Origin of the sequence: Mycobacterium sp. (genome assembly GCF_965229265.1) — a bacterium.
Classification (GTDB): domain Bacteria; phylum Actinomycetota; class Actinomycetes; order Mycobacteriales; family Mycobacteriaceae; genus Mycobacterium.
Genome location: NZ_CBDDIY010000010.1, coordinates 1,579,769 through 1,597,711 on the forward strand (window position 1 = coordinate 1,579,769; position 17,943 = coordinate 1,597,711).

At 64.2% G+C, this 17,943-nt stretch carries 2 protein-coding genes; both read right to left on the bottom strand.

Going from position 1 to position 17,943, the window contains the following annotated elements; all coding sequences use genetic code 11:
• Positions 1-3 precede the first annotated feature (3 nt).
• Positions 4-12,501, bottom strand: a complete 12,498-nt coding sequence (locus ADBZ9K_RS09360; RefSeq protein WP_526619793.1) for an amino acid adenylation domain-containing protein — start codon at positions 12,499-12,501, stop codon at positions 4-6.
• Positions 12,446-17,920: an amino acid adenylation domain-containing protein gene (locus ADBZ9K_RS09365; RefSeq protein ID WP_526619794.1), complete on the bottom strand. Its 5,475-nt coding sequence runs from the start codon at positions 17,918-17,920 to the stop codon at positions 12,446-12,448. The genes ADBZ9K_RS09360 and ADBZ9K_RS09365 overlap by 56 nt, the downstream gene beginning before the upstream one ends.
• Positions 17,921-17,943 lie beyond the last annotated feature (23 nt).

Consider the following 17,943-nt stretch of genomic DNA (forward strand, 5'->3'; position numbering starts at 1 on the left):
CGTTTACCGCAGCGCCCCTAGTTCATATTGCCGACTCAGCGCGCGCACGGTCGGCGCATCGAATACCGCGGTCACCGCGAGCCGGGTGCCAAGTAGGGTGTCGATCGCGGCGACTACTCGCATTGCGGACAGGGAGTCCCCGCCCAAGTCGAAAAACGAGTCATCGACGCCGACGTGATCCACGCCTAGCACCTGCCGGAAGATATCGACGAGGACCTGCTCGATCGGACTGACCGGATCCTCATGTATCTGTAGGCGTCCCGCGGGGCGAGCACCTAATTCGTCGGCTGGAAATAGCGGCTGGTTTGCATCATCAGTCATCACGACCAGAATCTGATCGAGGCGTTCGGTCAAGTCTTCGATGTCGCCGTCGCCGAAAACATCTGTGCGATATTGGATCCGAAGCTCGAGTTCGTCGCCCGGTACCGCCTGAATCGTCAGCGGGTAATGGTAGTGGTCACGGTTGTCGACCCGGGTGATGGCCAACCCATCAGCACCCGACAACGCGGCGGAATCGGTCGGATAGTTCTCGTAGACGAAGACCGAGTCGAACAACTGCCGCTGGCCGACGGCTCGGTGAATCTCGTTGAGACCCAAATGTTCATGATCGATGGTTTGACTTCGGAAGTGCCGCAGTTGGTCGAGCAGATCGGCGGTCGTGGTCGACGGGGTGACGATCGCGCGGACCGGGACAGTGTTGATGAACAGGCCCACCATAGCGTCCGACCCTACGACCTCATCCGACCTGCCCGAGACGACGGAGCCGAAGGCAACGTCACGTTGGCCAGTCAGCGACACAAGGAGTTGAGCGAAAGCGCCCTGCAATACGGTACCGACGGTGGTGTGGTATTTCCGAGCCAGTTCGTGGAGCGCACTGGTGGTGCGTTCGGACACCCTCAGTGCCGTAGTACTTCTCGGCACCAATCCGAGGCGTATCCGCGGGCCGAGCAGCGTTGGAGTGTCGAAGTCGGACAGCACACAACGCCATGCTTCCCTTGCCGCATCGAGATCCCGATCGGCAAGCCAGGTGACAAACCTGCGGTAAGGCACCGGCGCGGGCAGTCGCTGCCCGTAGTAGTGGGCGAACATTTCACCCAACACAACGGGCAGCGACCAGCCATCGAGCAATATGTGGTGGTTGGTCAGCACAAACCGGTGCTGGTCGGTCGCGACGCGGACCAACACCGCCCTCAATGGGACTTGGCCGGCCAGGTCGCACACCGCCGTGCGTTCGTCGGCGCACAGTAGCGTGATCTGCTCTTCTACGTCTGAGCCGTAGAGCTTTTCATACCGCCACGCCACCTGCGGATCGGACGGGATGACCGCCACCGGTTGGTCGAACTCCTGCCAGAAGCGCGCGGCCAGGTTCGGGTGACGCTGGACTACCGAATGCAGTGCATCACGGAGTCGATGTTGGTCGAGCCTGCCAGTCAGCGTGATGTCCAGTTGCACCGCGTAAACATCGTCACCGCAGCCATGCGCGATGTTCGCGTGGAATAACAGGCCCTCTTGCAACGGCGTCAGCGGCACTATGTCGGCGACCTGGCCTTGACCGCATAGCTCGTCAATCTGATTCTGCGACAGGCTCGCCGGTGCAATGTCCGATGGCGTCAATCCGCCGCCACCGTCCTCGACGTAGCCGCAGATGCCGGAAAGCGCGTCAAACCACAAACGGCTCAGTCGATTGATTTGTTCGAAATCCAGCGCCGACGGCGCCCACGTCCACCCGGCGCGCAGGCGAGGGCCATCGGCGGTTTCCACGACACCAGCGTTGAGCTCGACTGTATGCATCAACGGCATGGAGATCGCCGCGGCGACACCCGCTACCTTCCAGCTGTCGGCACGTATCTCCCAGTAGTCGCCCGATGCATCTCCGGCTGCAGCGCCCATGCGGCCCAGGTAGTTGAACCCGATGGACGGATCGGAACTGTTCAGCCGTGAGTCCTCGCTCAGGTAGCGAAGCATTCCATAGGTCAATCCGTCTGGCATAGAACGAATCTGCTCTTTGGCGTCCTTGATTACAGCTCCCAGATCCGCGCTTCCGGAGGTGACCTGCTCCCAGTCCAACCCGCCGACATTCACGACGACAGGGTATTTCGTGGTGAACCAGCCCACCGTTCGGGACAGATCGATGCCGTCCGTGTGGGAGCCGACCCGATCCTCTTCGCGCCCGTGACCCTCCACGTCGATGACGATCGGCAATTCGCTGGTCCCCTGGAATTCGGCGATTGCCAGCCCGAACGCAATCAGCAAGACATCGTTGATGCCGGCGTGGAACGCCGCCGGGACCTCGCCGAGTAGCATCCGGGTGGTCTCGGGGTCGAGTTCTACCGATAAGCTCCCAGCTTCGGCATAGGTGTCGACGTCGGGCTGTACCTGCGGCAGCGATGTAGGTACGGCGGCAATCTGGAGCCAGGACTCCACATCGGCGAGGACGTCCGGGTGATGCGCATACTCGGCCAAAACGTCCGCCCATCGGGCGAACGAGGTCCCCGGTGCCGGCAAAGACACCTGTCGGCCACCGCGATGCTGCGCCCACGCGAGGTTCAGGTCCTCGAGAATGATCCGCCACGACACACCGTCAACCACCAGATGGTGCGCGATCAGTACCAGCTGACCGGAGGGGGGGACCCACAATGCGCTCACCATCTGTCCCGCGGCCGGGTCCAACCGCGAACGAGCCGCTATCACAATGTCGTCCGACAACACATCGACCGTCTGAAGGCATCGACGTGCGTCCAGAGTGCCCGGCTCAGGCACCGTCAGCTCCCAGGCCCCGCCCTCGCCGGGGGCGGCCCGCAGCCGGAGCATGGCATGTTGATCCAGCAAGGCCTGCAATACCGTTACGACATCCTCCTCGGTGACACCGATCGGAGCCTGTACGACCACAGTCTGATTGAACTCCTCGACTGGGCCTTGAACTTCCTGCAGCCACCGGATGATTGGGGTTGCCAGCAATGGGCCGACACCGGCATCGACAGCTTGATCCGCACCGCTCGTCGAGCCGGCTACCCGGGCAAGCCGCGCGACCGTCTGCTCGACGAAGATGTCGCGCGGCCGGCAGAGCACTCCGGCCGCGCGTGCCCGCGCGACGACCTGCATCGAAAGAATGCTGTCCCCACCGAGTTCGAAGAATGACTCGTCGACTCCTACCCGTTCCAACCCCAGTACCTGGGCATAGATGCCGGCCAGGATCTCCTCCACGGCATCGGCCGGAGCTCGATATGAGTCGACGTCTTGATACTCTGGTTCAGGTAGGGCTCGCTTGTCTAGTTTCCCGTTGACCGTCAATGGCATTGACTCAACTACGACCACGGCGGCCGGAATCATGTACTCGGGCAGCCGCTCGGCGAGCGCGGCGCGCACCGCGGCCGAATCTACCGTGCCGGTGACGTAGCCGACCAGACGCTTATCGCCGGGTCGATCTTCGCGTGCGATCACCTCCGCCTGAGTCACCCCGTCTACCGCGTCCAACGCGGCTTGGACCTCACCGAGCTCGATGCGGTAGCCACGGATCTTCACCTGCTCATCAGCGCGACCCATGTACCGAAGTTCACCGTCTGCACCCCAACACATCAGGTCACCGGTGCGGTACATTCGCGCCCCCGGCTCACCGAACGGACAGGCAATGAATCGCGAGGCACTGAGTCCCGCGCGCCCGATGTATCCGTACGCCAAACCCCGACCAGCCACATACAACTCGCCGACAACACCGGGGGGCACCAATCGCAATGAATCGTCGAGCACAAAGAAGGCCAGATGCGTCAGCGGCACACCAATGGGGCTGATGGCACTGTCGATGTCCGCCTGGTGGATCTCTCGGAAAGAGGCGTGCACCGTCGTCTCGGTGATTCCGTACATGTTGATCAGGCGCGGCGAACGAGGATGTCGTTGCACCCAAGAGGTAAGCCGTTGCGGCTCAAGAGCTTCCCCACCAAAGACCACTGCCTCAAGCACCAGCCGACTCCCCAGCTCTGGGGACAACTCGTCGGCGGCTTGCAGCGCATAGAACGCCGAAGGTGTCTGGCTCAGCACCGTGACGCGCTCGGACACCAGCAGCGCGAGAAAGTCCTCGGGCGACCGGACCACCGGGTCGGGCACGACGACAACGCGGCCGCCGTAGAGCAGCGGGCCCCAGATCTCCCACACCGAGTAGTCGAAGGCCAACGAATGGCACTGCGTCCAAACCTGTCCGGCCAGACCCATATCGGTGTCGAGCGTCTCCAACAGTCCGGTGACGTTGCGATGCGGGATCGCCACACCCTTTGGGGTTCCGGTCGTTCCCGACGTGTAAATGACGTACGCGACGTCATCTGGGGCCGGTGCCGGCAGTTGCGTCACGGGCTGGTCCGTGGCGGCGGGATCGTCGATATCGAGAACTAACAGATGACGCCCGTCCAGCCGGTCGGCGAGCTCCGCCGTGGTAATCACGGCGGCCGGCGCAGCGTCGGTCAAGACGAAGTCCATCCGTGCTGGCGGCACCGAGGGATCGATCGGCACATAGGCTGCCCCGGTTTTCGCGACGGCCAGAGTCGCCACGACTGCCTGGGCAGTCCTTGGCAACAACAACGCCACCCGCTGCCCGGCACCGATACCCCGGTCGATCAACAGGTGCGCCAACCGATTGGACGCATCATCGAGCTCCCGATAGGTCCAAGACCGACCGCCCCAGGTTAGCGCCGGCGCCTGGGGACAACGCGCGACCTGCACGGCGAACGCCGCAGGAATCGACACTGGCGCCGACCCCGGCACGGATAGCATCGCCCGGTTGCCCCACTTGTTCAGCCGGGCATGCTCGTCGGTGTCCAGCACGTCAATCGACGACAACCGCACATCGGGTCCGGCGGTCATCGCAACCAGGACGCGGCGCCACCGTTCGACCAGAGTTACGACGGTAGCCTCATCGAACACATCGGTACGAAATTCCACAAAGCCATTGATGCCGGTGGGATCGCCTGCTGCATTCCGACCTTCGGCCAACGAGAATGACAAGTCCATTCGGGCCGCACCAGTGTGCACCGGCATTTCGGCGACATCCAAATCACCAAGAGTCAGCCCGGCCGCCGATTCGGTGGCGTCCAGGGGAAGGTTCTGCCAGGCCAGCATGACCTGAACGAGTGGATGGTGGGTCAACGACCGCGTGGGGTTCAACCGTTCGACAACTACCTCGAAGGGCACATCCTGGTGCTCATATGCGGCCAGGCTGCGGCTACGAACATGCGCAAGCACCTCGGACACGCTGGGATCACCGGCGAGATCGAGGCGCAGCACTAGGGTGTTGACGAAGAAACCCACCAGCCCATCCAGCGCGGGGTCACGCCGACCAGCAATCGGGAAGCCAACTGCGACATCGGGATTCGCGCTCAGCACGGCGAGCAGCACTGAGAGGGAGGCCTGCATCACCATAAAGCTCGTCACGCTATGTTCGCGCGCCATCAGCGCGATCTGCTGCTGGAGGTCAACCGGCCACTCGATGGTGACAGTGGCACCCCGCTGATCGGAGACCTGCGGATAGGGTCGGTCGGTGGGCAACGCGAGCCGTTCCGGCATCCCTGAGAGGGCTTCCAGCCAGTAATCTAGCTGCGCGGCGATGAGGCTGTCGCGATCGTCCAGATCACCGAACTGTGCCCGCTGCCACAGCGTGTAGTCGACGTACTGCACCGGCAATTCGGGCCAATCGGGCGCCTTGCCGGCGCAGCGGGCGGCGTACGCCACGCCCAGGTCGGCAACCAACGGAGCGATCGACCACCCGTCGGCAGCGATGTGGTGCACCGCGGCCACCCATACGTGGTCATCGTCGCTGACGCGAAATAGCCTTGATCTAAGCGGGATTTCAGTCGCGAGATCAAACGCGTGCAATGCCGTCGCCTCGATGGCTGCGACCAGCCGGCTTTCCGACCATGCATCGGCATCGACAACCTGCCAGCCGAATCCCGCCTGCCCGCGATCGACCACCACCTGCTGCGGGATGCCGTCAGGCGCGACGAACTGGGTCCGCAGACTCTCGTGGCGGCCCACGACGTCGGCCAACCCAAGGCCCAGCGCCTCGGCATCGAGGTCGCCCCGCAACCGAAGGGCAACCGCCAGGTTGTACACCGGTGACGGACCCTGCAACTGATCGACGAACCACAAACGGTTCTGAGCGAACGACAACGGAACCACGGCCGGTCGCTCCACCGTCTTCAGAGGATCAAGCTGCCCTTCGCCCGCGCCCACGCGCGGGGCCAGCTGAGCCACCGTTGGAGACTCGAATACCGTCCGCACGGCCAGCGCCGCACCCATGCCGGTGTTGACGGCGGCGACCAGGCGCATCGCCGAGAGGGAATCGCCGCCCAACTCGAAGAACGAGTCATCCAACCCGACCCGCTCCACACCCAGCACTCGGGCGAAGATGCCTGCCAGCAACTCCTCCGCGAGAGTGACTGGTGCCCGATAACTTTCGGTCCTTGTGTAGTCGGGCGCTGGCAATGCTCGCCGATCGAGCTTGCCACTGACGGTCAGCGGTAGGGAATCAAGCGATATCACCGCCGCGGGTACCATGTATGCGGGGAGCCGCTCGGCGACCGCGACCCGCGCCTTCGCAGGATCCGCCGTCCCGGTGATATAACCCACCAGGCGTAGGTCGCCGGGGCGGTCCTCGCGGGCGATCACCACCGCCTGCTCGACACCGTCCACTTCATTCAGGGCAGCTTGGATCTCGCCAAGCTCGATGCGATACCCCCGGATCTTGACTTGCTCATCGGTACGGCCGACATAATCGAGCTGGCCGTCGGCGCGCCACCGCACCAGGTCCCCGGTGCGATACATCCGCGCGCCGGGCTCACCGAACGGGCAGGCTACGAAACGTGAAGCGGTCAAACCGGTTCGGCCGATATAGCCCATGGCCACACCGCGGCCGGCGACATACAACTCACCAGCCACCCCTATGGGCACCGGCCGCAGCCGCTCATCGAGGACGAACAGTGCCGCGGTCGGGACTGGCGCCCCGATCGGCGCGACAGCAGACAATGCCGGCCCCGGAGTAAGCGGCGCGCTCATCGACGCATAGATCGTGACCTCGGTGGGTCCGTAGGCGTTGATCACTGCACGACCGTCTGCCCACTGTTCGACGACCTCAGCCGGGCAGGCCTCGCCGCCGAGCAGCAGCGCCACCGATTCAAGACCTTGCGGGCGCAACGCACTCACTGCGGACGGAGTTTGGGTCAGCACGTTGACCTGTTCGGCGACCAGCAGCTCGTGGAAGTCGTCTGGTGAGTGAGTCACGGCGTCGGGCACCACGACTAGTCGCCCGCCGCCGAGCAGCGCAGCCCAGATCTCCCACACCGAGAAGTCAAAGGCGTACGAATGGCACTGCGTCCAGACCTGTCTCGCAGGCAGACCTTCCGGTGCCGAGTCGGCGAGATGAGCCAGATTGCGGTGGCTGACCGCCACCCCTTTGGGCATGCCGGTGGTGCCCGAGGTGTAGATGAGGTAAGCGACATTGTCGGGGTCCGGCGGGGGTAACGCCGTGCTCGGCCGACTGCCGATCGCTGGATCCCGTATATCGAGAAGCGCGACATCGTGTCCGGCTAGCCGCGGTCTCAGATCCGCCGTTGTGACAACCACAGCGGGTGCGGCGTCGGTGAGCATGAATGCGATCCGGGACTGCGGAAGCGCCGGATCGATCGCGACATAGGCAGCCCCGACCTTCAGCGCCGCCAGCATGACGACAACGGCTTCTGCGGATCGGTCCAGCAGCAGTCCAACCGTGGCACCCCCGCCCACACCTTCATCGATAAGCAAATTCGCGAACCTACTTGATGCCTCGTCCAGTTCGCGGTAGCTCATCGAGATCTGGCCGTCAGTCAGCACCGCGACGTCAGGGGTGAGCCTTGCCTGTGCGGCAAAGAGCTCAGGGATCGAGAGGGTGCCTGGCACGGAGCGTGCCAGTACCGCGCGGTTGCCAACTTCGTCGAGGCGGGCGTGCTCGGCCGAGTCAAGCACGTCGATCGTCGACAGACGTCGGGCCGGGTCGACCGTCATCGCCACCAGCACTCGGCGCAGCCGTTCGATGAGCGCTTCGATGCTGGCGGCGTCGAACACGTCGGTACGGAATTCGGCCAGCACGGTCATGCCGGTCGGTTCACCGGACTTGGTCCAGCGTTCGTTGACCGAGAACGCCAAATCCACCCGGGCAGTATCCGTGTCGAGAGGAATCTGGTTGATCTGCAGATCACCCAGGGCCAAGGCGATTTCGTCGCTGGTCTCCCCGGGCAGGCTGCGGTAGGCCAGCATGACCTGGACCAGCGGGTGATGGGTCAACGATCGGGTGGGGTTGAGCCGATCAACGACCACCTCGAAAGGCACATCCTGGTGCTCGTAGGCTGCCAGGCTGCGGGTCCGCACCTGAGCCAGCAACTCAGCGACGGTCGGATCGCCGCCAACGTCGACCCGCAAGACCAAGGTGTTGACGAAGAAGCCAATCAAGTCGTCGAGGGCGGAGTCCCGACGCCCACCGATCGGAAAGCCCACTGCCACATCGGAACTCGCAGCGAGTCTGCCTAATAGCATTGCTAAGGCGGCCTGAACGAGCATGAAGGCCGTCGCATTATGTCCGCGCGCCACCTCCGCGATCCGCTGTTGGAGCTCGATCGGCCAGCTGATCGCGATACTCGCTCCACGCTGATCGGCAACCGGCGGGTACGGCCGGTCGGTCGGTAACTGCAGCAGCTCGGGCATCCCGGCCAGCGCGCCTTGCCAATAGGCCAATTGCCTGGCAATCAGACTGTCACTATCGTCCAGCTCGCCGAACTGCGCACGCTGCCAGAGCGTGTAATCGATGTATTGCACCGGCAATTCGGCCCATGGCGGAGCTATTCCGAAGCACCGGCTGACGTAAGCGGTGCCTAGATCGCGCACCATGGGGCCCATGGACAGGCCGTCGGCAGCGATGTGGTGAGCCACCGACACGACCACGTGTTCGTTTTCGCTGACGCGGAAAAGCTTCGCGTGTAAGGGTATTTCAGTAGTCAGGTCGAATGCATGACGCGCGACATCGCTTATCGCCCTGTCCAGCTGGTCGTCTGACCAGTCGGTGGCGTCGACGACGTCCCAGCCGAAGTCCGCGCGCTCGGGCGGAAGCACCACCTGTTGCGGAATCCCGTCGTTCGCCACGAAAATTGTACGCAAGGTCTCGTGGCGTCGCACCACGTCGGCCAGCGCCAATCCCAGCGCGTCGGCGTTGAGTGTGCCCTGCATCCGCAGACCGACCGGCATGTTGTATGTCGCTGAGGCCCCTTGCAATTGGTCGAGGAACCACAACCGGTTCTGGGAAAACGACAGCGGGATCACGGTAGGCCGAGCCATCGCCGTGAGAGGCTCCAGGCGGCTTTCGTCGCCGCCGATCCGGGGTGCCAGCTGGGCGACGGTCGGTGATTCGAATAACGTCCGCACCGAAAGTCCGGCACTAAGACCCGTATTGACCGCGGCGACCAAGCGCATCGCCGACAGCGAATCGCCGCCAAGATCGAAGAATGATTCGTCCACACCTACCCGGTCCACACCCAGTACCCGGGCGAAAATGCCCGCCAGGATCTCCTCGACGGCGGTTTCCGGGGCGCGATAGGAGTGAGTATCCGAAAACGCGGGAACCGGCAACGCACGCCTGTCGAGCTTGCCGTTGACCGTCAATGGCAATGCGTCGATGGCCATGATCGCGACGGGCACCATGTATTCGGGCAGTCGCTCGGTCAGCGCAGCCCGTACCCGCACCGGATCGGCTGTTCCGGTGATATAGCCGACCAGGCGCTTGTCACCGGGGCGATCCTCGCGGGCGATCACCACCGCCTGCTCGACACCCTCGACAGTTGCGAGAACCGAGCGCACTTCGCCTAGCTCGATGCGGAACCCCCGGATCTTGACCTGTTCGTCGGCCCGGCCCACGTACCGCAACTGCCCCTCGGTACCCCACCATGCCAAATCGCCGGTTCGGTACATCCGCTGTCCGGGCGCTCCGTAAGGACACGCCACGAACCGGGTCGAACTCAGACCGGGTCGGCGCCAGTACCCGAGTCCCGTCTGCGGACCCGCGACATACAGCTCGCCGATCACCCCGGCGGGCACTGGACGCAGCCATTGATCCAGCACGAAGAACGCGAGGTCGGACAACGGGACGCCGACCGGGCTGACATCGCTGTCGGCATCGTCGGCAACGATCTCTCGGAACGATGCATGAACCGTCGTCTCGGTGGTGCCGTAGAGGTTGAGCAGCCGCGGCGCACCCGGGTGATTCTCCAGCCAGGTCGTCAAGCGCTGGGGTTCCAGCGCTTCGCCGGCGAAGATCACCGCCGCTAGCTTCAGCTGCCTGCCCAGCTCGGGCTGCAGAGCGTCGGCAGTTTGGAGTGCGTAGAACGCCGACGGGGTCTGGCTGAGAACCGTGACCTGTTCGGCGGCCAGCAGCGCGTGAAATTCCTCGGGCACACGGGCCACCGATTCGGGCACTACTACCAGGCGCCCTCCGTAGAGGAGCGCTCCCCACATTTCGCACACGGAGACGTCGAACGCCAGCGAATGCCACTGCGACCAGACCTGACCCGCCAGTTCGACGCTGCGCTCGAGTGCCGTGAGCAGCTGAACAACGTTGTCGTGGGTGATGGCGCAACCCTTGGGTACGCCGGTCGTGCCCGAGGTGTAGATCAGATAGGCCAGGTCGTCAGGGGCGGCCGACCCGGGCGGGGCGGTGCTGGGCTGGAGCGTGATGGCCGGATCGTCGATGTCGACGATCCGCAGGTCCAGTCCGGCCAGCCGATCGGCCAGGGCCGCGTTGGTGATCACGCTCGTCGGCGCGGCATCTCCCAACACGAGTTCCATGCGGGCCGCGGGAGCTGCCGGGTCGACCGGCACATACGCCGCCCCCGTCTTGAGCACCGCCAAAATCGCCACGCTCGCCTCGGCCGAGCGCGGCAACAGCAGCGCCACGCGCTCCCCCGGGCCGACACCGCGACCGGCCAGGAAATTCGCCAGCCGATTCGCGGCCGTATCGAGTTCGCGGTACGTCAGCGACTGACCCCCGCAGGTCAGTGCCAGCGCCCCCGGGTTGCGTGCCACCTGGGCAGCGAACATTGCCGGTATCGACGCCGAAGCGGGCACCGGCTCGGTCAGGGCCGCCCGGTTGCTCCAGCCATCCAACGTCTCCGCTTCGGCGCTGTCGAGCAGAGCGATCGAACACAGCGGCCGGGACGGATCGGCGATCATGACCGCTAGCACCCGCGTGAAGCGTTCGACCAGACCTTCAATCGCAGTGGCGTCGAAAACGTCGGTGTCGTATTCGACGCGCAGCGTCAGCTCGTCACCGGGGATGGCCTGTATCGCCAGCGGGTAGTGGTTGTACTCGCGATGCGCGAAGTCGGAAACTGCCAGCCCGTCGGCGCCGGACAGTGTGGCCGCGTCGATCGGATAGTTCTCGTACACGAAGAACGTGTCGAAGAGCTGGTCGTGACCGGTGACGCGATGTATCTCGCTGAGCGCCAGATGCTGATGGTCGAGTGTCTGGGCGTGGTCGTGCTGCAGCTGATCGAGCAGGCCGGCGGTGGTGGTCCACGCGGTGACGCGCGCCCGTACGGGAATCGTGTTGATTAGCAGACCGACCATCGACTCAGCACCGAACACCTCGTCGGGCCGCCCCGACACGGTGGTGCCGAACGCGACGTCGGGATTTCCGGTCAGAGATACCAGCAGCTGGACGTAGGCGGCCTGCAACACGGTGCTGACCGTGGTGTGACAGGACCGGGCCAGGTCCCCGAGGCTCTTGGTGGTGCTTTCCGACAGATCGAACGACGCGACTGCGCGGCGTCCAGGCTGACCCCGAGCCGCTGAACCGACCAAGGTCGGGGTTTCGAAGCCGGCCAGCACCTCACCCCAGACGCCCCGTGCCGCGTCAAGATCACGCGTGCCCAACCAGGTGACGAACCGGCGATACGGCGCGGCCGGCGGCAACCGCTTCCCGTAATAAGCTGCGAAAATCTCCCCCAGCAGAATCGGCAAGGACCAGCCGTCCAGCACGATGTGATGGTTGGTCAGAACCAGCAGGTGCCGGTTGGGCGCAGTCCGAATCAACGACACCCGAAACGGCAGCTGCTCGGCAAGATCGCATACCGCGTCACGCTCCTGGGCGCATACCTGGGCGATCTGGTCATCGATTCCGCGAGCTCCGCTGAGATCGAGATAGCCCCAGGGCGCCTCGGGGTCGGCGGGGATGATCTGAACGGGTACGTCGAACTTCTCCGAGAAGCGGGCCGCCAGATTCGGATGCCTGACCACCACCGCCTGGACGGCTGCCCGCAGGCGCTGCTCATCGAGCGGGCCGGTGAGCGTGATGTTGAGCTGCACCGCGTATGGATGGTCGCCGCCATCGGCGGTACTGGCCAGGAAAAGCAACCCCTGCTGCAGCGGGGTCAGTGGCAATACGTCAGCTATCCGCATATTGCCGCTGAAGCTCATCGATCTGCTGCTGGCTGAGCCCAACAGCGATATCCGAAGGTGTCAGCCCGCCACCGCCGCCGCGCACGTGCGCACACATGCCGGCCAGGGCGTCGAACCATAGTTGACTGAGCCGGTTGACCTGAGTCTCCTTCAGTACGGACGACGCCCATGTCCATCCTGCGCGCAGATACGGGCCATCGTCGGTGTCGACCGTCCCTGCGTTGAGTTCCAAAGTGTGTGTTAACGGCATGGGCATCTCGGCGTTGGGGTTCACCTGCGTGAGGCCGTCCCAACAGATCTCCCACGCCTCGTCGGTCGTCTGCGTCGCTTGGTCTCGCGTCGCCCCGAGCCGTCCGAGGTAGTTGAAGGCGATCGGCGGATCAGATCCGTCGAGATTCACGTCGTCATTCAGGTAACGCAAGACGCCATAGGTCAGCCCGTCGGGCAGCCTCACCAGCTGCTCTTTGATGTCCTTGACGAGCGCGCCTAACTCAGCACCGCCGGCGGTGACCTGGGCCCAGGCCAAGCCGCCGACGTGCAGTACCACTGGGTATTTGCTGGTGAACCACCCAACCGTGCGAGAAAGGTCGGTGCCTTCGGCTACCAGTTCATCCGAGCGCCCGTGCCCTTCGACGTCGATGCTGATCGGCTCGCCACCGTTCCCGAGGAACTCCGCAAGCGCCAGCCCGAAGGCGATGAGCAGAATCTCGTGCACCCCGGTGTGGAACGCCGCCGGAACCTCGCCAAGCAGCAGGCGGGTAGTTTTGATATCCAGGTCGATCGCCATGGAGCCCGCGGTTCCGAAGGTGTCATCCTCGGGGCTCACATCGGGCAGCGCCGCCGGGGCCTCGGCCAGCTGGCGCCACACCGGCGCCTGAGCGACGACGTGCGGCTGGTGCGCGTAATCGGCGAGCAGTGACGCCCACCGGGCAAACGACGTGGCTGGTTCCGCCAGCTCAGGCTGTTGCCCGGCGCGATGTTGCGCCCAGGCAACGTTCAGATCTTCTAACAGGATTCGCCACGACACCCCGTCGACTGATAGGTGGTGAACCATGGCCACCAGCCGCCCAGTCGAGGCCACCCAGATCGCGCTCAGCATCACCCCGGCAACCGGGTTCAGCCGCGACCTCGCCTCGATCATGACCGCATCGGTCAGGACGTCGACGGTGAGCAGACACGAGCGGGCATCCACCGAACCCGCTTCGGGCACGGTCAGCGACCATCCACCGTTCTTGTCGTCGTCGACCCGTACGCGCAGCATGCCGTGGCGATCGAGCAGAGCCTGCACCATCACCACAACGTCGGCTTCGGTGGTGCCGGACGGGGCCTGCACCATCACCGCCTGGTTGAACTGGTCGACCGGACCAGCCTTTTGCAGCTCGTGCAACCAGCTGACAATCGGAGTGGTCGGCACCGGGCCGACCCCGTCGTCTCCGCCTTCGGGTACGCCGACCAAGGTGGCCACCCTGGCCAGCCGGGCCACGGTCTGCTCGACGAAGACATCCCGGGGGCGGCACAGCAGCCCGGCCGCCCTGGCGCGAGCGACCACCTGCATCGACAGGATACTGTCGCCGCCCAACTCGAAGAACGACTCGTCGACGCCAACCCGTTCCAAACCCAGCACCTGGACGTAGATACCGGCCAGAATCTCCTCCACAGCGTCGGTTGGTGCCTGGTACTTGCCGGCGTCGTGATACTCCGGCGCAGGCAACGCGCGGGTGTCGAGCTTGCCGTTGACGGTCAGCGGCAGCACATCGATCGCGACAATCGCAGCGGGCACCATATACGACGGCAGCCGCTCCGCCAGTTGTGCACGGGCCCCAGCAGAGCTAGCCGATCCGGTGATATAGCCGACGAGGCGCTTGTCGCCCGGGCGGTCTTCGCGGGCGATCACCACGGCCTGCCGGACCCCGTCGATATCTGCCAGCGCCGCCTGAATCTCACCGAGTTCGATACGGTAGCCGCGGATCTTCACCTGCTGATCGGCACGTCCAACGTACTCGAGCTGCCCATCGGCACTCCAACGCATCAGGTCGCCCGTGCGGTACATCCGCTGTCCGGCGGCACCAAAGGGGCACGCCACGAACCTGGATGCGCTCAGGCCGGCCCGACCCAAATAGCCGTAGGCCAGCGCGGCACCGGCCACGTACAACTCCCCGACAACACCTGGCGGCACCGGCCGCAGCCACCCATCGAGAACAAAAAAGCCCAGATGTGCCAGCGGCACCCCGATGGGGCTGACGACGCAGTCGGCGTCGGCGGCCAGGATCTGCCGGAACGAGGCATGGACCGTCGTCTCGGTTATGCCGTACATGTTGATTAACCGCGGCGATCCCGGGTGGTTACGAAGCCATGGCCGGAGGCGCTGCGGGTCTAACGCCTCACCACCGAAGACCACTGCCTCCAGCGCGAGATCGGATGGCGGCGCGTCGACGCCCTGCAGCGCATAAAACGCGGACGGGGTCTGGCTGAGCACACTGACCTGCTCGGCGACCAGCAGGGCGTGGAAGTCTTCCGGTGAGCGGACGACAGCGTCAGGCACCACCACCAACCGGCCGCCGTGAAGCAGCGCACCCCAGATTTCCCAGACCGAGAAATCGAACGCCAATGAATGGCACTGCGACCACACCCGCTGAACCAGATCCATATCGTCGGCCAGCGTCTGGAGCAGCCGGACCACATTGCTGTGGGGAACGGCGACGCCCTTCGGCGTCCCGGTGGTGCCCGACGTGTAGATGACGTACGCGACGTCGTCGGGATCCGGGATCGGTAGCGCCGCAATGGGTTCGCCGTCGGCGGCAGAGTCGCCGAAATCTCCGATGTCGATGACCGACAGATCATGTCGTGCTAGCCGCTCGGCCAGCATACTGTTCGTGATCGCAGCGGCTGGTGCGGCATCCGTGAGCACAAAGTCCATTCGCGCAACCGGCACCGACGGATCGACTCCACGATCGGCCAGCACCTGGGCTAACCGGGTGGACACTTCATCTAGCTCCCGGTAGGTCAGCGACAGGCCGTCATAGGTCACTGCCACCGCATCAGGCGCCCTTGCCACGTTCATTTCGAGCACCGCCGGAATCGACATCGCAGTGCCGGCGGCTGTCGCGGCCGATGCTGCCCGATCACCACGGGCGTGCTGCGCAACCAACTCGCCACCGACATCGATCAAATCCATGAACGACGCGTGCACTGTCGTCTCGGTCGTGCCGTACAAGTTGAGTAGTCGCGGCGTCTCCGGGTGGTTGCGCAACCACGTCCGGAGGCGCTCGGGCTCCAACGCCTCGCCAGCGAACACCACAGCCTGTAACCGAAGTTGACTTGCGATGTCTGGCAGGAGGTCGTCGGCCATTTGCAGTGCATAGAATGCCGACGGTGTCTGGCTCAGCACGGTGACCCGCTCTGCGGCCAACAACGCGAGAAACTCTTCCGGTGCGCGCGCTACCGATTCGGGCACCACTACCAACCGCCCGCCGTGGAGCAACGCTCCCCATATTTCGCAGACCGATACGTCGAATGCCAGCGAGTGCCACTGCGACCAAACCTGTCCCGCCAGCTTCAGATCGCCGTCCATCGAGTCCAGCAACCGCATCACGTTGCTGTGCGGGATGGCGACCCCTTTGGGGGTCCCGGTCGTGCCCGAGGTGTAGATGATGTAGGCGATTTCGTCGGGCGCTGGCGTGGGTAACGCCGAGCTGGGCTGGCCTTCGATGGTGATGTCATCGATATCGAAGACGCGCAGATCTCGCCCGTCGAATCGGTCGGCCAGCCCAGCGTTGGTGATCGCGGCTATCGGGGCGGCATCATCGAGCATGAACTGCATTCGAGCCACTGGCACCGCGGGGTCGATAGGTACGTACGCGGCTCCGGTTTTCAAGACGGCAAGAATCGACACAACAGCCTGGGCTGAGCGCGGCAACAGCAACGCGACTCGCTGCCCAGAGCCGACGCCGGCGCTTACGAGCAGGTGTGCCAGCCGGTTAGCGGCCTCGTCCACTTCGCGGTATGTCTGCGACTGACCACCCCAGGTCAGCGCCACCGCGTCAGGATTTTGTTCGACCTGCGCAGCGAACACCGCCGGGATGGAGGCGGGAGCGGAGGCGAACTCGGTCAGGACTGCCCGGTTGCTCCACTGGTCCAAACAGGCGCGCTCGGTCGCGTCGAGCACATCGATCGACGAGAGTTGCCGCGCAGGATTGACTGCCATCTCGACCAAGACCTGCTGCAAGCGGTGGGTCAGTTCATCGACGTCCATATCCGAAAACAGGTGCCCGGTGCCCAACGTGCTGAAATACAGCTCATCGCCCACCCCGGAGAAGACAAATCCGAAACCGCCGACGAAACCCGAATTGCTCATCGACGCCGATGCTGGAATGCCGCCAAAATCCAGCGAGAAGGCAAGCGGGAAGAAATCGATGACTACGCGGTCGGCCGGTCGCGCCAAACCGCGGTGGATGGTCTTGCGTTCCAGCGCATGCACCGGATATCGCTGATGTGCCAGTAACTCCTGGATTCGCGAATCGACGTGCCGACAGAAATCGACGACAGTCTCAGCGGCTGGAACGGTCAGCACCAGCGGCACGACACCGGCCGTCATACCCGGCAATGTCTTTGCTGCCGGGTCCAAACGCCGGCTCACCGGGAAGTCGAGCACCACCTCGGCACCCTCGGCCAGTCGGCCGCGCACTAGCAACGCGGACGCCGCCGTAATGATCGAGGTTCGGGGCATCCTCCAAACCTCGGACAGTTCGTGCACCCGGCGCATGATTGCGGGGTCAAGCTGGACCGGCTCCGAACGCCAGCTCGAATCAAGCTCTCCGGCCGCTTCGGGGGCTCGGTAATTCGAACTGTCCTCGGCAGGGAGATTCTGTGCCCAATATGCCTCGTCGTCCCTATAGTCTGTCGACGTTTCGTATGCTGTTTCGAAGTCGACCAGATCTTTCAGCGAGCCGAAGAATGCCGCCGGCACCGGCTCGCCGGCCACAATGGCGGAATACACCGACGCGATTCGATGGCCGATCAACCCGATACCGGCGGCGTCGACGATGATGTGGTGGTAGCACCCGAACGCATAGAATTCATCGATTTTGGTTTGAAATAAGGCGTACCGGAACAACGGACCATCGAAATCCATCGGCGTGCGCTGAATCGACAGCGCACGGGCATGGACGTCGGCGACAGGGTCGTCGGAAGCACTCAGATCGTAGAAGCGAACCTCAATTTCCGAGTAATCGACGGCTCGCTGCCAAACTCTGCCGCCCTCCTCGAAGAAGGCCGCCCGAACCGGCTCCGCCTCTTTCATCACCCGGGCGATCGACCATTCGAATACATCGCGGTCCAGCGGACCCTCGATCTTCATCAGCAGGCCGATCTGCCAATCCGTATTGGAATGACCGGTCTCTTGGGCAAGCCAGATGTCGAGCTGCGCGCGCGTCAGGGGAAGCGCACAATCATCACGCTGCATCGGATTCTCCGACCCTAGATCCG

Bases quoted from the DNA above. Each gene is read 5' to 3' on its own strand.
- ADBZ9K_RS09365 (WP_526619794.1), bottom strand. From the start codon at position 17,920: ATGCAGCGTGATGATTGTGCGCTTCCCCTGACGCGCGCGCAGCTCGAC.